Source organism: Sphingomonas parva (ex Maeng et al. 2020) (assembly GCF_004564275.1).
Classification (GTDB): domain Bacteria; phylum Pseudomonadota; class Alphaproteobacteria; order Sphingomonadales; family Sphingomonadaceae; genus Allosphingosinicella; species Allosphingosinicella parva.
Window position 1 is genome coordinate 59820 of sequence record NZ_SPDV01000013.1, and the last position, 16975, is coordinate 76794.

17 protein-coding genes are annotated in these 16975 nt (G+C 68.1%); 9 read left to right on the plus strand and 8 right to left on the minus strand.

The window, feature by feature from the left end:
* Nucleotides 1-15: 15 nt before the first annotated feature.
* From E2493_RS08645 to E2493_RS08665, 5 genes are all read right to left on the minus strand, one after another.
* Nucleotides 16-1017, minus strand: a complete 1002-nt coding sequence (locus E2493_RS08645; RefSeq protein ID WP_191992982.1) for an NADPH:quinone oxidoreductase family protein — start codon at nucleotides 1015-1017, stop codon at nucleotides 16-18.
* A 23-nt stretch (nucleotides 1018-1040) separates the two neighbouring features.
* Entirely contained in the window at nucleotides 1041-1868 is an 828-nt protein-coding gene (locus E2493_RS08650) for an N-acyl homoserine lactonase family protein (protein WP_135085752.1), read from the minus strand.
* Between the two features lie 48 nt (nucleotides 1869-1916).
* Nucleotides 1917-2567 carry a 3-oxoacid CoA-transferase subunit B gene (locus E2493_RS08655; RefSeq protein WP_135085754.1) on the minus strand — a complete coding sequence of 217 codons (651 nt, stop codon included), beginning with the start codon at nucleotides 2565-2567 and terminating at the stop codon, nucleotides 1917-1919.
* Nucleotides 2567-3274 (minus strand): CoA transferase subunit A, encoded by a 708-nt coding sequence (locus E2493_RS08660; RefSeq protein WP_135085756.1) that lies wholly within the window; start codon nucleotides 3272-3274, stop codon nucleotides 2567-2569. The genes E2493_RS08655 and E2493_RS08660 overlap by 1 nt, the downstream gene beginning before the upstream one ends.
* 191 nt (nucleotides 3275-3465) lie before the next feature.
* Nucleotides 3466-3765, minus strand: a complete 300-nt coding sequence (locus E2493_RS08665; RefSeq protein ID WP_225421253.1) for an SCP2 sterol-binding domain-containing protein — start codon at nucleotides 3763-3765, stop codon at nucleotides 3466-3468.
* A gap of 162 nt (nucleotides 3766-3927) precedes the next feature.
* On the opposite strand from E2493_RS08665, the gene E2493_RS08670 reads away from it, so the two are divergent.
* Nucleotides 3928-5583, plus strand: a complete 1656-nt coding sequence (locus E2493_RS08670; RefSeq protein WP_404828304.1) for a thiamine pyrophosphate-binding protein — start codon at nucleotides 3928-3930, stop codon at nucleotides 5581-5583.
* A gap of 59 nt (nucleotides 5584-5642) precedes the next feature.
* On the opposite strand, the gene E2493_RS08675 is transcribed toward E2493_RS08670, so the two are convergent.
* Nucleotides 5643-5981, minus strand: a complete 339-nt coding sequence (locus E2493_RS08675; RefSeq protein WP_135085760.1) for a GIY-YIG nuclease family protein — start codon at nucleotides 5979-5981, stop codon at nucleotides 5643-5645.
* Between the two features lie 79 nt (nucleotides 5982-6060).
* Here E2493_RS08675 and E2493_RS08680 point away from each other — a divergent pair, with 79 nt between their 5' ends.
* A complete protein-coding gene (locus tag E2493_RS08680; RefSeq protein ID WP_135085762.1) occupies nucleotides 6061-6621 on the plus strand; it encodes a DUF2239 family protein in 561 nt (186 codons plus the stop codon).
* 236 nt (nucleotides 6622-6857) lie between these two features.
* On the opposite strand, the gene E2493_RS08685 is transcribed toward E2493_RS08680, so the two are convergent.
* On the minus strand, nucleotides 6858-8825 hold the full coding sequence (locus E2493_RS08685; RefSeq protein ID WP_135085764.1) for a protein-L-isoaspartate(D-aspartate) O-methyltransferase: 1968 nt from the start codon (nucleotides 8823-8825) through the stop codon (nucleotides 6858-6860).
* Nucleotides 8826-8945: 120 nt separating this feature from the next.
* Here E2493_RS08685 and E2493_RS08690 point away from each other — a divergent pair, with 120 nt between their 5' ends.
* Both E2493_RS08690 and E2493_RS08695 read left to right on the plus strand, forming a co-directional pair.
* Nucleotides 8946-10190: a putative DNA modification/repair radical SAM protein gene (locus E2493_RS08690; protein WP_135085842.1), complete on the plus strand. Its 1245-nt coding sequence runs from the start codon at nucleotides 8946-8948 to the stop codon at nucleotides 10188-10190.
* Nucleotides 10191-10218: 28 nt separating this feature from the next.
* Nucleotides 10219-11628, plus strand: a complete 1410-nt coding sequence (locus E2493_RS08695; protein ID WP_135085766.1) for a UdgX family uracil-DNA binding protein — start codon at nucleotides 10219-10221, stop codon at nucleotides 11626-11628.
* Here E2493_RS08695 and E2493_RS08700 read toward each other — a convergent pair.
* Nucleotides 11625-11996: a VOC family protein gene (locus E2493_RS08700; protein ID WP_135085768.1), complete on the minus strand. Its 372-nt coding sequence runs from the start codon at nucleotides 11994-11996 to the stop codon at nucleotides 11625-11627. The genes E2493_RS08695 and E2493_RS08700 overlap by 4 nt on opposite strands.
* Before the next feature lie 490 nt (nucleotides 11997-12486).
* Here E2493_RS08700 and E2493_RS08705 point away from each other — a divergent pair, with 490 nt between their 5' ends.
* From E2493_RS08705 to E2493_RS08725, 5 genes are read left to right on the plus strand one after another with little or no spacing between them, the layout of a single operon-like run.
* Nucleotides 12487-13365, plus strand: a complete 879-nt coding sequence (locus tag E2493_RS08705; protein ID WP_135085770.1) for a cytochrome c oxidase subunit II — start codon at nucleotides 12487-12489, stop codon at nucleotides 13363-13365.
* Nucleotides 13365-15110 (plus strand): cytochrome c oxidase subunit I, encoded by a 1746-nt coding sequence (locus E2493_RS08710; protein WP_167737454.1) that lies wholly within the window; start codon nucleotides 13365-13367, stop codon nucleotides 15108-15110. Before E2493_RS08705 ends, E2493_RS08710 begins: the two co-directional genes overlap by 1 nt.
* Entirely contained in the window at nucleotides 15107-15820 is a 714-nt protein-coding gene (locus E2493_RS08715) for a cytochrome c oxidase subunit 3 family protein (RefSeq protein ID WP_135085772.1), read from the plus strand. The genes E2493_RS08710 and E2493_RS08715 overlap by 4 nt, the downstream gene beginning before the upstream one ends.
* 16 nt (nucleotides 15821-15836) lie before the next feature.
* Nucleotides 15837-16544, plus strand: a complete 708-nt coding sequence (locus E2493_RS08720; RefSeq protein ID WP_135085774.1) for a heme-copper oxidase subunit III family protein — start codon at nucleotides 15837-15839, stop codon at nucleotides 16542-16544.
* A gap of 7 nt (nucleotides 16545-16551) precedes the next feature.
* Complete coding sequence (locus E2493_RS08725; protein ID WP_135085776.1) at nucleotides 16552-16974, plus strand: cytochrome C oxidase subunit IV family protein; 423 nt, start codon at nucleotides 16552-16554, stop codon at nucleotides 16972-16974.
* Nucleotide 16975 lies beyond the last annotated feature (1 nt).

Genomic DNA, 16975 nt, shown 5'->3' on the forward strand with positions numbered 1-16975 from the left:
TGGCGGAGACGGGCCCTAGCCGATCATCTCGACCACGAGCTTGCCGAGCGCCTTGCGTGCGGCCATGTGCGCGATCGCCTCCCCGCCCTGCTCGAGCGGCCAGGTGCGGCTGACCTTCGGCGCGATCTTCCCCTCGTCCCAGAGGCGGAACAGAGTCTCGATGTGGCGGCGATTGGCCTCGGGATCGCGCGCGGCGAAGGCGCCCCAGAAGACACCGCGGACGTCGCAGCTCTTCAGCAGGGTGAGATTGAGAGGCAGCTTGGGAATGCCGGCGGGAAAGCCGACGACGAGATGGCGTCCCTCCCAGGCGACCGCGCGCAGCGCCGCCTCCGTGTAATCGCCGCCGACCGGATCGTAGATCACGTCCGCGCCGGCCGGCCCGACGGCCTCCTTGAACGACTGGGCGAGCGCCTTGGCCTCGATCCTGTCGAACGGTCCGCGCGGGTAGACGAACACCGTCTCGGCCCCGGCGGCGCGTACCACCTCGGCCTTCTCCTCCGACGAGACGGCGGCAACCACTTTGGCCCCGAAGGCGACTCCGAGCTCGACGGCGGCCAGACCGACGCCGCCCGCCGCGCCAAGCACGAGCAGGGTCTCTCCGGCGCGAAGCTGCCCGCGGTCGAGCAGGGCGTGGATCGAGGTCGCGTAGGTGAGGATCAGCGCCGAGCCCTCGGCGAAGCTGCGCCCCTCCGGCAGCGGGAGCGCCGTTGCGGCAGGGACCACCACCTTTTCGGCAAGGCCGCCGTGGCCGACCATCGCAAGCACGCGGTCGCCCACCGACCAGCCCGAGACGCCCTCGCCGATTGCCTCAATGACGCCCGCGATCTCGCCGCCCGGCGCGAACGGCCGCGGCGGCCTGAACTGATATTTGTCCTCGATGATCAGGACGTCCGGATAGTTGATCGCGCAGGCTTTGACGCCGACCAGCAGCTGGCCCGGCCCTGCCTCGGGATCCGGAACGTCGCTGAGCCGGAGGGTCTCGGGACCGCCGGGCTCATGCGAAAGCAGGGTCTTCATCGATGCCTCCCGGCGCGCTGCGCCTAGTTTGCCGCCTGCGGGAAAGCGGGCAGCTTCGCGACGTCGTCCGGCTCGTGCTGGATGATCACCCGCGCCTTGAGGTTGCGCGCGATCGTGTCGAAACGGTCGAACGATCCCAGCGTGTCGGAGCGATCGACGTTGAAGCTCGGCATGCCGTGCCGGCGCATGTTCTCGGTGAAGTGGTAGAGATCGCCGGTCAGCAGGACCGGCCCCGTGCGCGGGAGGCGCACGAGCAGCGACTGGTGGCCGTGGGTGTGGCCCGGCATGTCGAGGATCACGACGCTGCCGTCGCCGAACACGTCGTGATCGCGGTCGATCTTCTCGACCTTCGTGCCGCCCTTGATCCACGGCGCCAGCCGCGCGGCCGAGGGGCCCTTGGCGGTCGCCTCATAATCCTCGCTGCCGATCAGCAGGGTCGCCTTCGGGAAATCGGCGGCCTGACCGAGATGATCGTCGTGATTGTGGCTGATCCCGACGAAATTGACCTGCTCGGGCCGGACCCCGATCCGCGCCAGCTGGTCGGTGACTCGCGCCTTCAGCGACATGGTGAACGGGCCGGAGGGCGGCGCCGTCTTGCCGGCGAGCTCGCCCGGCAGGCCGCTGTCCCACAGCAGATAATTCTCGCCGTGTCGGATCAGATAGCAGCTGTCGGTCAGCGTCTTCTTCTGGCCGACATAAGCGAAAGTGTCGGAGAAGACGTCGAGGTTCGAGACCTGGATCTCGCCGCAATCGAGGCGCCACATCTGGATCGGCGCCGCGGGTTGCGCGGCGGCGGGACCAAAGGTGACGGCGGCAACGGCAATTGCGGCGACAGCGAGCAAGGTCTTCATCATCCCCTCCGTTTCTCTCCCTCCGGCGCGCCGAAGGGGCCTCTCGCCTCAGCGCTGGTATTTCGCCGTGGTCTTCGCCGCGACCTCTTCGGCGGTGACGCCGGGCGCGAGCTCGATCAACTTGAAGGGGCTCTGGTGGTCCGGCCGCTGGAAGACGGCGAGATCGGTGACGATCATGTCGACGACATTCTTGCCGGTGAGCGGCAGGGTGCAGGCCGGGATGAACTTCGGATCGCCGTTCTTGGACGTATGCTCCATCACCACGATGATCTTCTTGACCCCGGCGACGAGGTCCATCGCCCCGCCCATGCCCTTGATCATCTTGCCCGGGATCATCCAGTTGGCGATGTCGCCATTCTCCGACACTTCCATCGCGCCGAGCACGGTGAGATCGATATGGCCGCCGCGGATCATCGCGAAGCTGTCGGAGGAGGAGAAATAGCTCGACTGCGGCAGCTGCGAGATCGTCTGCTTGCCGGCGTTGATCAGGTCCGGATCGATCTCGTCCTCGTAGGGGAACGGACCGATGCCGAGCATGCCGTTCTCCGACTGCAGCGTCACCGTCATGCCCTGCGGGATGTTGTTGGCCACCAGGGTCGGGATGCCGATGCCGAGGTTGACGTAATAGCCGTCGCGAAGCTCGCGCGCGGCGCGGGCGGCCATCTGGTTGCGGTCCCAACCTTTGACTTGCGTGGCCATCAGGCGGTCTCCCTCTCGCGCGTCATGCGGAACTCGATCTTCTTGTCATAGGGGCTGCCGTCGATCATCCGCTTCACGTAGATGCTCGGCAGATGGATCGCGTCGGGGTCCAGGCTGCCGACAGGCACGATCTCCTCGACCTCGGCGACGCAGATCTTCCCGGCGGTCGCCATCGGCTGGTTGAAGTTGCGGGCCGTCTTGCGGAACACCAGGTTTCCGGCCTCGTCCGCCTTCCAGCCCTTGATGATCGAGAGATCGGCGCGGATGCCCCGCTCGAGGATATAGGTCTCGCCGTCGAAATCCTTGTGCTCCTTGCCCTCGGCGACGAGCGTGCCCACCCCGGTCCTGGTGTAGAAGCCCGGAATGCCCGCCCCGCCGGCGCGGCAGCGCTCGGCCAGCGTGCCCTGGGGGCAGAATTCGACCTCGAGCTCGCCGGCGAGATACTGGCGCTCGAACTCCTTGTTCTCGCCGACGTAGGACGAGATCATCTTGCGGATCTGGCGGGTGCGCAGCAGCTTGCCGAGCCCCTCGTTGTCGATGCCCGCATTGTTGGACACGACGGTGAGATCCTTGACGCCCGAATCGCGGATCGCGTCGATCAGCCGCTCGGGAATGCCGCACAGGCCGAAGCCGCCCGCGCAGATGGTCATGCCGTCGAACAGCAGCCCTTCGAGCGCTGCTCCGGCATTAGGGAAGATCTTGTCCATGCACCCGCTCCACAAGTGTTCCAGCGGGCGATAATCGCGGAAGCGGGCGGCGGTCAAGAAAACCTGAATGAGGTTTCAACTTTGCCCCGCCGCGGGTGCCCTCGACCAAGGGACCCTTGCCCCTCCGCGCTCTCTGCCGGCGCGGCCTGCCCTCTCCCCGCCGGGGAGAGGGATCCGGACGGTGGGGAGCCTCAGCCCTTGAGCTTGGCGAGCACGCCCTGGAGCTGCATGGCGTTGGACATATCGCCCTCGACCTTGAGCTTGCCCGACATGAAGGCGGTCATCGGGTCGAGCCGGCCGTCGCCGAGCGCCTGCCAGTCCTCCCAGGAGACCTTGATCGTGGTGTCGGCGTCGCCGTCCGTCTCGCTGACCTGGCTCGCCCCGCCGTCGAGCATGATTACGCCCTCGCTGCCGAAGTCGATCTTCACGCGCTTGCCCGGAAGGAACGCCTGCTTCTCGTTCAGCGCGGCGGCCATCTCGCTCTTCGTCAATGTGTCTCTCCTTGCGATGTGGTCCCGAGTCCTACTTTCCGCGAAGGTCAGGTCAAGCGTCTACACTTGTGTCAGCAGGTCGGCCGCGACGGCGATTGCGAAGCCGGAGGACAGGCCCTAGTCCCCCCGGCAAAGGAGCGGCATGCGATGGGGAGAGAGCAAGTGACCACCCGCACCGGCGGACGGATCCTGGTCGACAATCTGGTGGCGCAAGGCTGCGACCGCATCTTCACCGTTCCCGGCGAGAGCTTCCTCGCCGTGCTCGACGCGTTGCACGACACGCCCGAGATCGACCTCGTCGTCTGCCGCCAGGAAGGCGGAGTCGGCTATATGGCGGAGGCCGACGCCAAAATGACCGGACGGCCGGGCGTCGCCTTCGTGACCCGCGGCCCCGGCGCGACCAACGCCAGCATCGGCGTCCACGCCGCCTTCCAGGATTCCACCCCGATGATCCTGTTCATCGGCGACGTGGCGCGCGGCGACCGCGACCGCGAGGGTTTCCAGGAGGTCGATTTCGCCGCGATGTTCGGCCCGCTCGCCAAATGGGCGGCGCGGATCGACGACGCCGCCCGCATCCCCGAATATGTCGCCCGCGCCTATGCGACGGCGATGTCGGGCCGGCCCGGGCCGGTGGTGCTCGCGCTTCCAGAGGACATGTTGCGCGACAGCGTCGACACGGTCGACCGCCCGCGCGTCTGCCCCGCCGTGCAGAGCGCCGACCCGATGGCGGTCGCGACGCTGATGGACCTGCTGAAGGATGCGTGCTCGCCGGTGGCGATCGTCGGCGGCGCCGGCTGGGATGCCGGTACCGCCCACCATTTCGCCCAGTTCGCCGAGCGCATCGGCCTTCCGGTCGCCTGCGCCTTCCGCCGCCAGGACGCGCTGCCGAACAGCTCCCCCGTCTGGGCCGGGAATCTCGGCTACGGGCCGAACCCGAAGCTGGTCGAGCGGATCAGGAACGCGGACCTGCTGCTCGTCGTCGGGCCGCGGCTCGGCGAGGCGACGACCGACGGCTATACTCTGGTGACGCCCGATCATCCCGGCCAGACGCTGGTCCACGTCCACCCCGATCCCAACGAACTGAACCGCGTCTACCGCACCTGCCTGCCGATCTGCGCCGACATGCGCGAGTTCGCCGAGCTCGTCGCCAGCTGGGAGGACGAGATCATCCATTTCGATGCCGGCGCCGAGGCGCATGCCGAATGGCGGGACTGGTCGGAGCCGAAGCCGCTCGAGACCTCGCTCGACCTCGGCCAGGCGGTCGCCCGGATGCGCGAAGTGCTGCCGGAGGACACGATCGTGTGCAACGGCGCCGGCAATTTCTCCGGCTGGTTCCACCGCTACTGGCGCTACGGGACGGCGCCGTGCCAGCTCGCGCCGACCAACGGGTCGATGGGCTACGGCCTGCCGGCGGCAGTCGCCGCGGCGATCCGCTTCCCCGACCGGCAGGTGCTCTGCCCGGCCGGCGACGGCGATTTCCTGATGAACGGCCAGGAGCTCGCGACTGCGGTGCGCTACGGCGCCTCGCTCCTCGTCCTGGTCATCGACAACGGCAGCTACGGCACGATCCGGATGCACCAGGAGCGCGAATATCCGGAGCGCCTGTCCGGCACCGAATTGGTCAATCCGGATTTCGCCGCCTTTGCCCGCGCGTTCGGCGCCTGGGCCGAGACGGTCGAGACCACGGAGGATTTCGCACCGGCGCTCGACCGGGCGCTCGGCCAGCAGGGCGTACGCCTGCTCCACCTCAAGACCGACGTCGAGCAGATCACCAACGCCACGACGATCAGCAAGATCAGGGCGCGCGCCAGGGGTTGAGCGCCGCCGCTTCTTCTCCCTGAAGACGCTCGCATGCACCGGGCAAGAGGTCGCCTGCCCTAAATCGCGGTCGCAGCGAGCGCCTCCACCCAATGCGCGTGGCGCGCCTTCAGGATGCGGTCGCGGCCGAGGCCGGTCGCCTCCTCCTCGTCCAGCCGCTCGAGCACCTCGAAGCGAAAGGCGTCCGCGCCGTGGACCCGGGCCGCGTCACGGAGACTGCGGTGCGGCGTGCTCGCCATCCGCAGCGCAAAGCCGATGCGGTTCTCCACGGCCGCGAGATCCGGCGCGCGCCCGACCCAGGCCTCGCCGCTGGGTTCGCACCGCACGGCGTAGATGCCGGCGCTCGCCTTGCGCTCCTTCCACGCGGCCGTGGCCGCCTTCCTGTCCTCGCTCTTCATATCGGCCTTTCGTTTATTTCTACCCGGGTATATTGACACGGAATATCATCCGGGTAAATAGGCCGCGAGGAGCTCGACCATGACCCAGCATGCCACCGCCTTCGTCGGCACCGACCTTCTGGCCCGCGGCCCGCTTGCCGAGGTCGCGCTGGCGGTGGCAGCGGCCGAGGCCGGCGGCGCGCGGCCGCTCACCTTCTCGGACGACACCGGGCGCGTGGTCGATCTCGACCTGCGCGGCAGCGAGGAAGAGATCGTCGCACGTCTCGCAGGCCCTGACGCGGCGCCCGTATCGCGGACGCGGGGGCGGCCCAAGCTGGGCGTCGTCGCCCGCGAGGTGACCCTGCTGCCGCGCCACTGGGAGTGGCTCAACGCCCAGCCCGGCGGCGCCTCGCAGGCCCTGCGCCGTCTGGTCGAGGAGGCGCGCAAGGGAGGCGCCGCCGATCCGCGCCAGGCCCGGGAGCGCGCCTATCGATTCATGTCGGCAATGGCCGGGGACCTGCCCGGCTTCGAGGAAGCAACGCGGGCGCTGTTCGCCGGCGACGTCGAAAGCTTTCGCGCGCGGATGGCGGAATGGCCGAAGGACGTGGCCGCGTACGCGGAAGAGCTGGCGGGCCCGAACGGCAATTCTCCTCCCCTTTGAGGGGAGGTGGCGCGCGTAGCGCGACGGAGGGGTGTCAGCGCATCCGGATCGGCCGCTGTCGGGGCACGTCCAGCTCGGTAAAGATATCGTCGTGAAGCTTGCAACGCGGCATGGCGGCCCTGCTGACACCCCTCCGTCAGGCTCCGCCTGACACCTCCCCTCGAAGGGGAGGAGAATGGAGCTTGCGTCACCAGCAGCAGTGGCTCTGCATAATCTCTTAATCTCGCCGCAAGCCCTCACAGTCCGAACGGGTAGGTCTCGTCCTCGCCGGCGATCTCCACCCCGGGGAGCGGGGTGACTGCCTCGGTCTCGTCGAACCACACCCAAGCGTCGTACTGCATCGGCAGGACGCATTCTGAATAATGGCTCCAGCGCTCGGTCTCCGGCCGGTAGATGACCCCGATGAAGCGCTCGAGCCGCGGCTCGAGCAATTTCCCGATCAGCGCGTCGTCGGCATTCTCGCGCAGATCGAGCAGGAAGCGCGCGACGCCGCTATCGTGGCACATCCGCTCGTAACTGCCGGCGAGCGACGGGCGCACGGCCTTGACCTCCATCGGCTCGTCCCAATCGTGCGCGGCGGCGACCGAACCGCTGTGCGTTCCGAAACCGATCAGCCGTGCCTGCGATCCGAACTTCTCCTTGGTGAGCTGGCCGACGTTGAGCTCGTCGCGGACCATGCCCATCTCGGTGTGCGCGGCGTTGCCGATGTGGCTGTTGTGGGCCCAGACGACCGCCTTCGACTGAGGGCCTTTCGCCTCGAGCAGCTGGCAGAGCGTCTCGTACATGTGCGTGTCGCGAAGGTTCCAGCTCTCCGCCGAGCCGTAGTACATCACGCGATAATATTGCTCGGCATTCTTGACGAGCCGGGCGTTGGCGGCCGCATCGAGCCACTCCTCGCATTCCTCCCCCATGCAATCCATCCGCCGGGCGAGCAGGTCGCGCAGCATCTCGACAACCCCGGTCTCGCAGCGGCCAAAGCCTTCGGAGATGGCCATCCGGCCATAGGCGGCCGGATTCTCGCGCCAGGGATGGAGACAGCCGTAGCGTTCACGCGCCACCGCCGCGGCCTCGGGATCGGCCTCGTCCAGGAAATCGATCACGGCCCGCATCGAGCCGCCGAGATTGTAGAGATCGAGACCGTAGAAGCCGGCCATGTCGCCGAGCGCCCGCCCCTCATTGTAGCTGCGCAGCCAGCGCACGAAGGCGTCGACCTCTGTGTTACGCCACATCCAGGTCGGGAAGCGCTGGAAGGCGGCGTCCTCGCCCTCGCGGTGCGGGCGGTGGCGGACGTAGCGATCGATGCTGGCGGCGTCCGGCCAGTCCGCCTCGACCGCGACGATCGTGAAGCCGTGGCGCTCGATCAGCCGCCGGGTGATCGCGGCGCGGGCGCGGTAGAATTCGCTGGTGCCGTGGCTCGCCTCGCCGAGCAGCACGACACGGGCATCGCCGAAGCGGTCGAACAGGGCGCCGAACGCCACGTCGTCGAGATCCGGGAGCGGCTCGGCGGCCTCGCGGATCAGCGCCGGGAGATCGCGCGGATCGGCGCGCTCGCCGGTCTCGGTCCAGCCATGCGCGCCGATCAGCGGCACGAAGCGGACCGCGCCCATCTCCTCCTGCTCATAATCCTCCTCGTCGATGCGAGTGATCTTGACCAGTTTCTGCACCTGCTGCGGCTCGCCGACCGGCATGACGAGGCGGCCGCCGATCTCGAGCTGGGCGAGCAGGGGATCGGGGACGTGGCTGCCGGCGGCCGAGACGATGATCGCGTCGAACGGCCCCTGCTCGGCGAAGCCGCGGCTGCCGTCGCCTTCGTAGACAGATACGTTTTCGTAGCCGAGCTCCTCGAGCCTCCTGCCGGCGAGCCTGGCGAGAGCCTCGTGCCGCTCGATCGCGATCACCTCGTCGACCAGCTCGGCGAGGATGGCCGAGGCATAGCCCGAGCCGCAGCCGATCTCGAGCACGCGGTCGGCCGGGTCGAGCTCGGCCGCCTCGATCATCAGCGCGACGATATAGGGCTGGGAGATGGTCTGCTCCGCCTCGATCGGCTGCGGCGAATCCTCGTAAGCGGCCGCCCGATAGTCGTCTGCAACGAACGCCTCGCGGGGGACCTTGCGGAACGCTTCGAGGATGCGCGGATCGGTGATCCCGCGGGCGGCGATCTGCCGGGCCACCATGCGCTCCCGCTCCGCCGTAAAATCGGTCATCGCAGCCTCCTCACCCAGACAACCGGCCCCCGCCGCGAGTGTTCCTGCGCAGGGAAAATCGTGCATCCCTAGGCCTTTGGCCCAGTAGACAGATGCACCGCCGGAACATAAATGGAACGCATGGCACGGCTCGACACACGCGAAAAGCTGGCGATCCTCGCCGACGCGGCGAAATATGACGCGTCCTGCGCCTCGTCGGGCACGTCGAAGCGCGACAGCCGCGACGGCAAGGGGATCGGCTCGACCGAAGGCATGGGCATCTGCCACGCTTATGCCCCCGACGGCCGCTGCATCTCTTTGCTCAAGATCCTGCTGACCAACAGCTGCATCTTCGACTGCCATTATTGCATCAACCGCAAGAGCTCGAACGTTCGGCGTGCGCGCTTCACGCCCGAGGAGGTGGTCGCCCTCACCCTCTCCTTCTACCGGCGCAATTACATCGAGGGCCTGTTCCTCTCCTCCGGCATCATCCGCTCGTCGGACTATACGATGGAGCAGATCGTCGCGGTGGCCAGGAGCCTGCGCGAGGAGCACGATTTCCGCGGCTACATTCACCTCAAGACCATCCCCGACGCCGATCCGGAGCTGGTTCGACTCGCCGGCCTCTATGCCGATCGCGTGTCGATCAACGTCGAGCTTCCCACCGAGCGAGGTCTGAAACGGCTCGCGCCGGAGAAGGACGGCGGCCGGATCGAGGGCGCGATGGCCGACGTGAAGGCGGCGATCGTCGACCGCGAGGACGCAAAGAAGAAGTACAAATCGGCGCCGTCCTTCGCGCCCGCCGGCCAGTCGACGCAGATGATCGTCGGCGCCGACAGCGCCAGCGACCGCGACATCGTGCTGCGGGCGAACAATCTCTACGACCGCTTCCGGCTCCGCCGCGTCTATTATTCGGCCTTCTCCCCGATCCCGGACGCGAGCGCGGTGCTGCCGCTGCAGCGCCCGCCGCTGATGCGCGAGCATCGCCTCTACCAATCCGACTGGCTTATGCGCTTCTACGGCTTCAGCGCGGGCGAGGTCGCCGACGCCGCCGACGCCGGCGGGATGATGCCGCTCGACATCGATCCGAAGCTCGCCTGGGCGCTGAAGTTTCGCGAGCATTTCCCGGTCGACCTCAACCGCGCGCCGCGCGAGGCCCTGCTCCGGGTTCCCGGCCTCGGCGTGAAGGCGGTGAACCGGATCGTCGCGAGCCGTCGCTGGCGTCGGCTGCGGCTGGACGACGTCGCCCGCCTTACCGTCTCGCTCGCCAAGGTGCGGCCGTTCATCGTCACCGAGGACTGGCGCCCCACCCTGCTCACCGACCGCGCCGACCTCGCCGCCTGGACCAAGCCGGCGCAGACGCAGCTGGAACTGTTTGGCGGCTGAGGGCGCTTCGGCAGGCGGGAGGCGCCGGGTGAGACTGATCAGACTCGACGAGGAGGACGATTTCGAAGGCTGGCGCGACGCCGCGCGTGGTCTTGCGCTCGCCCGCATCCCGCCAGGGGACGTTGCCTGGCAGGTCGGCGGCGCCGCGGGCGACCTGTTCGCCTCGGCAGCGGCGCCGCCAGCGGCACAGGCGCCGGCGGGCACGCCCGGTTTCTCGGTCCCGCGCGGTTTCGTCGACCTCGCCCGCACCGCGATCTGCCATTCGGACCCGGAGCGCTTCTCCCTGCTCTATGCGCTGCTGCTGCGGCTGCGCGATGCGCCGCGGGCGCTGGAGGATGCCGCCGATCCGCTCGTCCGCCGGATCGAGGCCATGGCCAAGGCGGTGCGGCGCGACATCCACAAGATGCACGCCTTCGTCCGCTTCCGCGAGGTGACCGATCAGACGGCGGATGGGGCGGACGCGCGCTACGTCGCCTGGTTCGAGCCCGAGCACCACATCGTCCGCGCCGCGGCGCCCTTCTTCGCGCGGCGGTTCGCGGCGATGCGCTGGTCGATCCTGACGCCCGAGCTCAGCGTCCACTGGGACGGCGCGACGCTCACCGAGAGCCCCGGCGCGACCCGCGAGCAGGCGCCGTCCGGCGATCCGATCGAGGAGACCTGGAAGACCTATTACGCCTCGATCTTCAATCCCGCCCGCCTGAAGATCGGTGCGATGGTGAAGGAAATGCCGCGGAAATATTGGAAAAACATGCCCGAGACAGCGTTGGTCGGAGAGCTGATCGCAGGAGCGCAGGCACGCGAGGCACGGATGGTCGAGGCATCGAGGGACAGGATCGGCGGCAATGTCGAGGTGGCGTGGGCGGCGGTGCGCGAGGAGGCGATGGCCTGCACCCGCTGCCCGCTCTACCGCTGCGGCACCCAGACGGTGTTCGGCGAAGGGCCGCTCGGCGCGCCGTTGATGTTCGTCGGCGAGCAGCCGGGCGATCAGGAGGATCTCGCCGGCCGGCCGTTCGTCGGGCCCGCCGGCCAGTTGTTCGACCGGGCGCTCGGCGACGCCGGGATCGACCGCTCGTCCGCCTACGTCACCAATGCGGTGAAGCATTTCAAGTTCGAACGCCGCGGCAAGCGCCGCATCCATTCCAAGCCCGACGCCGGCGAGATCGAGGCCTGCCGCTGGTGGATCGACCAGGAGCGCAGCCTGCTGCGCCCGCAGGTCACCGTCGCGCTGGGCGCGACCGCGGCGCGCTCCCTGTTCGGCCGGACGGTGACGATCTCGGCGCTGCGCGGCCAGCCGCACCAGGCCCGCGACGGCGGCGAGACCTGGGTCACCGTCCACCCCAGCTTCCTGCTTCGCGTCCGCGACGACAAGGAGGCGGAATATGCAAGGTTCGTCGAGGATCTCGCCCGCATCGGAGAGCGGGTGAAGGCGCTGGCCTAGGGCAGGTTGGCGCCGAAGGCGATGCGGCGGCCGTCCGGCAGGCGCGCCTCGAACTGGCGGCAGCGATAGACCATGTCCTGCGGCGGGCCGAGCAGGTCGGCGCCGCGTGCCGCGAGCTCGGCGTGGAGCGCGTCGGCGTCGCGAACCCAGAGATAGGCGGCCCAGTCGGCAGGCGGGGGGCGATCGTCGCCGGCGATGAGCATGATCTCGACGCCGTCGCGCTGCAGCGAGGCCCAGCTTGGCGGCGACCCCGCCTCACCGGACTTCGCAAAGCCGAGCCGCTCGACGAAATGGTCGGCCATCGCGGCGACGTCGGCGACGGAAAGAACCGGCGCGGCCGACCGGATGAGCGGTTCGCAACTGACCATGGGAGCTCCGTCGCTGCCCCGTGGGGCGATCGCGCCTCGACTATAGCAGAGCTTCCGTCGCAGCGCGTAGGCGCTCAGGCATCGTCGCGCCCGCGCTGCGACGCCCCCATTCGTCACCCGGCTAAGGCCGGAGTCTCCGGGACAGTAAGCGGAGGTGCTCTTGGAGCGCTCCCTCGGCCGCATCGCTCTCGTCCCCGGATGCCGGCTTCCGCCGGCATGGCGAAATGCAGGGAGGGCTCCATCGGCTCCGTGACGTCTGGTCCCGAGACTCCGGCCTGCGCCGGGACGACGGGTTGGCAAAGGGGTGCATCGATCCTGCGGCGCCCCGAATGCTGCGCGCGTTCCGCGCAGCACGCCCCTTTCCTCCGCTCGCGTTCCAAGCTAATCTCGATCAGCAAGTAAGCTTTCGTGCTGTAGCTTCGGTTCCCGCGTGCCGGTCGAACCAGTCTGAGGCTCACCGGATGGCGGGTGCCCGCAAGGACGCCATGCCATGCATATCGCGCTTGCCATCGCACTGCTCGTCCTCGCCTCGATCCTTTTCCATGCGCTGAGCCCGTGGTGGCAGACTCCGATCGCCTCCAACTGGGGCTCGATCGACACCGCGCTTCATGTCACGCTGCTGATCTGCGCGCTGGCGTTCGTCGGCCTGAACCTCTTCCTCGCTTACACTTTGTGGAAATACCGGCACCGGCCCGGCAATCGCGCTCATTACGAGCCGGAGAACGCGCGGCTCGAGAAGCGCCTCACCTTCTGGACCGCGATCGGCATCGCCGGGATGCTCGCGCCGGGCCTCATCGCCTGGCACGAATATGTCACCGTGCCGGCCGACGCCGCGGTGATCGAGGCGACCGGCCAGCAATGGCAATGGGGCTTCCGCTACCCGGGCCGCGACGGCGTGCTCGGCACCGCCGCCGTCGAGCATGTCGACGCCGACAATCCGTTCGGGATGAACCCGCGCGATCCTTATGGCCGCGACGACGTGCTGGTCGAGACCAACGAACTCCATCTGCCGCTCGGCAAGCCGGTAAAGGTGGTGCTGCGCTCCAAGGACGTGCTGCACGATTTCTACGTGCCGCATTTCCGCGCCAAAATGGACCTGGTGCCGGGGATTGTCACCTATTTCTGGATGACCCCGACGAAGAGCGGATCCTACGAGATCCTGTGCGCCGAATTGTGCGGCGTCGGCCACCACCAGATGCGCGGCAACGTGATCGTCGAGGACCAGCGCGCCTACGAGACCTGGCTCGGCGAGCAGATGACGTTCGGCCAGATGCTCGCCGAGCGGGAGCAGCAACGCGGGGCGGGCGGGACGCAGCTCGCGCGCGCCGCGCCGCCGGCCGGGGCGGCGGCGAAAGCAGGGGGGCGCTGATGGCGACGATCGCGGACGACCTGAGACCGCTTCATCATCCCAAGACGTGGATCGGCCGATACGTCTGGAGCCAGGACCACAAGGTGATCGCCATCCAATATGGCGTCACCGCGATCGGAGTCGGCCTGTTCGCGCTGGTCCTCTCCTTCCTGATGCGGCTGCAGCTCGGCTTTCCCGGCCGGTTCGACTTCATCCAGCCCGAAAACTACCTGCAGTTCGTCACCATGCACGGCATGATCATGGTGGTGTATTTGCTGACAGCCCTGCTGCTCGGCGGCTTCGGCAATTACCTGATCCCGCTGATGATCGGGGCGCGGGACATGGTGTTCCCGTTCGTCAACATGCTGAGCTACTGGTTCTACCTGCTCTCGGTGATCGTCCTGTTCGCGGGCCTGTTCGTGCCCGGCGGGCCGACCGGGGGCGGCTGGACGCTCTACCCGCCGCAGACGATCACCGGCGGCACCCCCGGCGCGAGCTGGGGCATCCTGATGATGATGGCCTCGCTCGGCATCTTCGTAATCGCCTTCACCATGGGCGGGCTGAACTACGTCACCACCGTGCTCCAGGCGCGCACCCGCGGCATGACGCTGATGCGCATGCCGTGCAGCGTATGGGGGATCTTCGTCGCCAGCATCATGGGCCTGCTCGCCTTCCCGGCGCTGTTCGTCGCGGCGATCATGACGATCCTCGACAGTGTCGTGGGAACCAGCTTCTTCGTTCCCGAGATCGTCTCGATGGGCGAGAAGACCGGCCATACCGGCGGCTCGCCGATCCTTTTCCAGCACCTCTTCTGGTTCTTCGGCCACCCCGAGGTCTATATCGTCGCCCTGCCCGCCTTCGGCATCGTCTCGGACCTGATCTCGGTCCACGCCCGCAAGAACCTGTTCGGCTATCGGATGATGGTCTGGGCGATCGTGATCATCGGCGGGCTCAGCTTCTTCGTCTGGGCGCACCACATGTACGTCTCGGGCATGAACCCCTATTTCGGTTTCTTCTTCGCGACCTCGACTTTGGTGATCGCGATCCCGACCGCGATCAAGGTCTACAACTGGCTGCTCACCCTGTGGCGCGGCGACATCCACCTTCGGGTGCCGATGCTGTTCGCCATCGCCTTTCTGTTCACCTTCATCCACGGCGGCCTCACCGGCCTGTTCCTCGGCAACGTCAGCGTCGACGTGCCGCTCTCCGACACCTTCTTCGTCGTCGGCCACTTCCACATGGTGATGGGCGTCTCGCCGGTGCTGGTCGTGTTCGGCGCGATCTACCATTGGTATCCGAAGATCACCGGGCGCATGTGGGACGAGCGCCTGGCCCGGCTCCACTTCTGGATCACCTTCCTCGGCACCTATGCGATCTTCCTGCCGATGCACTATCTCGGCATGCTCGGCGTGCCGCGGCGCTATTACGCGCTCGGCGACACCGTCTTCATCCCGGACTCGGTGCATTACGCCAACATGGGGATCACGATCGCCGCCGGTCTGGTCTTCGCCGCGCAGGGACTGTTCTTCTACAACATGATCTGGAGCCTGTTCCGCGGCCCCAGGGCGGATCCCAATCCCTGGGGCGCCGCCTCGCTCGAGTGGCAGACGCCGGACACTCCGCCGCACCACGGCAATTGGGGCGAGCGGCTGCCGACCGTTTATCGCTGGGCCTATGATTACAGCGTCCCCGGCGCGGCGCGCGACTTCATCCCGCAGAACGAGCCGCCCCCTGCCCAGAACCCGGCCGGCGGACCGCAGGCATGAGGTTGATCGCCGCGCTGACCGAGAAGCCCTGGCTGACGCCGGGTCCCGGGCCGTCCGCGCCGTCCGCCCCGGCCGAGAGCGAAAGCGCCGCCCGCCCCTGGGACAAGGGCGTCGGCCTCACCGTCTTTCTGCTCGTCGTCACCCTGCTCTTCACCCTGATGAGCTCGGCCTATGTGATGCGGATGGGCGGCCATGCCGGCCATGCCGGCGGCGGCGACTGGCGGCCGATCGGCGAGCCGCCTCTGCTCTGGCTCAACACCGGGCTTCTCGCGGCGGCCAGTCTCGCCTTCCACGCCGCGCTGGGACGGGCGCGTGCCGGCCGACCGCGGCGTGCCGGCGCCGCCCTGGCCCTCGGCGGCGCGCTCGGCCTCGCCTTCGTCGCCGGCCAGCTCCTCCTCTGGCGGGCGCTCGCCGGCTGCTTCGCGGGCGAGGCGGCGGCCTTCTGCCCGGCCGCAGCCCACGGCATCCCCCGCGGCTGGGCGGGCGATCCGGCCGCCGCGTTCTTCTACCTGATCTCGGGCGCGCACGGCCTCCACATCCTCGGCGGCCTCGTCGCCTGCGCGCTGACCGGGGGGCGGCTGGCGCGGGTCGATCCGGGATCGCTCGCCGCGCGCACAGGCGCCGCCCGCGCCGTCCAGTTGTGCGCGCGCTACTGGGATTTCATGGCCCTGGTGTGGCTGGCGTTGATGGGGCTGTTCGTATCGACGTGAGCGAGGAGAGGCGGGCATGGAGCACAGGGAGGTGACGCGGCCGAGCGTCTCCGCGGCCGAGCCCGGCGGGGTGCCGCAGGGCCTGCGCGATCTCGCCGGTGACTGGGCCGCCGATCAGGAGGTCTTCCGCCATGTCCATTGGGGCAAGGCGATGATCTGGATCTTCCTGCTCTCCGACACCTTCATCTTCTCCTCCTTCCTCGTCTCCTACATGACGATGCGCGCCTCGGTGACCGTCCCCTGGCCCAACCCGAGCGAAGTGTTCGCACTGACCATCGCCGGCCAGTCGATCCCCTTGATCCTGATCGCGATCATGACCTTCGTGCTGATCAGCTCGAGCGGCACGATGGCGATGGCGGTGAACTTCGGCTACCGCCGCAACCGCCGCGTCACCGCCGCGCTGATGCTCGCCACCGCCCTGCTCGGCGCGACCTTCGTCAGCATGCAGGCCTTCGAATGGTCGAAGCTGATCCACGAGGGGGTGCGCCCGTGGGGCAACCCCTGGGGCGCGGCGCAGTTCGGCGCCTGCTTCTTCATGATCACCGGCTTCCACGGCCTCCACGTCTCGGGCGGCGTGATCATCCTCGTCACCGTCGCGATCAAGGTGCTGCGCGGCCATTACGACGTCAGCGGCGACTATAGCGCGGTCGAGATCGCCGGCCTCTACTGGCACTTCGTCGACCTCGTCTGGGTATTCATCTTCGCATTTTTCTATCTGTGGTGAGGACCGCATGAACCACGCGACCCATGTCCCGACGTCGGACGCCGCTCTGGCCGGTGGCCACGGCGCGCCGGAGGCGCACGGCACCGCCGCCGAGCCGGGCCACGGCGCCGGCCACACGCCCGGCCAGACGCATCCGATCGGCGTCTATCTCAAGGTCTGGGCCTATCTGTTCGTGCTCAGCACCCTCTCCTACCTGGTCGACTATTTCCACGTCGCGGGCGTGATGCGCTGGGTGCTGATCCTCACCTTCATGGTGCTGAAGGCGGGGCTGATCGTCGCCATCTTCATGCACATGGCCTGGGAGCGGATGGCCCTGGTCTACGCGATCCTGGTGCCGCCGCTGGCGCTCGGCACGCTGATCTTCCTGATGTGGATCGAGGCCGATTACACCTTCTGGACGCGGATCCTGTTCCTGGGCGGGGGGAGCTGAG

What these genes read in the sequence shown, in the direction of transcription:
- E2493_RS08690 (WP_135085842.1), top strand. Translation starts at nt 8,946, where the DNA reads ATGGCACGGCTCGACACACGCGAAAAGCTGGCGATCCTCGCCGACGCG.
- E2493_RS08685 (WP_135085764.1), bottom strand. Translation starts at nt 8,825, where the DNA reads ATGACCGATTTTACGGCGGAGCGGGAGCGCATGGTGGCCCGGCAGATC.
- E2493_RS08645 (WP_191992982.1), bottom strand. Translation starts at nt 1,017, where the DNA reads ATGAAGACCCTGCTTTCGCATGAGCCCGGCGGTCCCGAGACCCTCCGG.
- E2493_RS08650 (WP_135085752.1), bottom strand. Translation starts at nt 1,868, where the DNA reads ATGAAGACCTTGCTCGCTGTCGCCGCAATTGCCGTTGCCGCCGTCACC.
- E2493_RS08725 (WP_135085776.1), top strand. Translation starts at nt 16,552, where the DNA reads ATGAACCACGCGACCCATGTCCCGACGTCGGACGCCGCTCTGGCCGGT.
- E2493_RS08715 (WP_135085772.1), top strand. Translation starts at nt 15,107, where the DNA reads ATGAGGTTGATCGCCGCGCTGACCGAGAAGCCCTGGCTGACGCCGGGT.
- E2493_RS08700 (WP_135085768.1), bottom strand. Translation starts at nt 11,996, where the DNA reads ATGGTCAGTTGCGAACCGCTCATCCGGTCGGCCGCGCCGGTTCTTTCC.
- E2493_RS08705 (WP_135085770.1), top strand. Translation starts at nt 12,487, where the DNA reads ATGCATATCGCGCTTGCCATCGCACTGCTCGTCCTCGCCTCGATCCTT.
- E2493_RS08720 (WP_135085774.1), top strand. Translation starts at nt 15,837, where the DNA reads ATGGAGCACAGGGAGGTGACGCGGCCGAGCGTCTCCGCGGCCGAGCCC.
- E2493_RS08655 (WP_135085754.1), bottom strand. Translation starts at nt 2,567, where the DNA reads ATGGCCACGCAAGTCAAAGGTTGGGACCGCAACCAGATGGCCGCCCGC.
- E2493_RS08675 (WP_135085760.1), bottom strand. Translation starts at nt 5,981, where the DNA reads ATGAAGAGCGAGGACAGGAAGGCGGCCACGGCCGCGTGGAAGGAGCGC.
- E2493_RS08660 (WP_135085756.1), bottom strand. Translation starts at nt 3,274, where the DNA reads ATGGACAAGATCTTCCCTAATGCCGGAGCAGCGCTCGAAGGGCTGCTG.
- E2493_RS08680 (WP_135085762.1), top strand. Translation starts at nt 6,061, where the DNA reads ATGACCCAGCATGCCACCGCCTTCGTCGGCACCGACCTTCTGGCCCGC.
- E2493_RS08710 (WP_167737454.1), top strand. Translation starts at nt 13,365, where the DNA reads ATGGCGACGATCGCGGACGACCTGAGACCGCTTCATCATCCCAAGACG.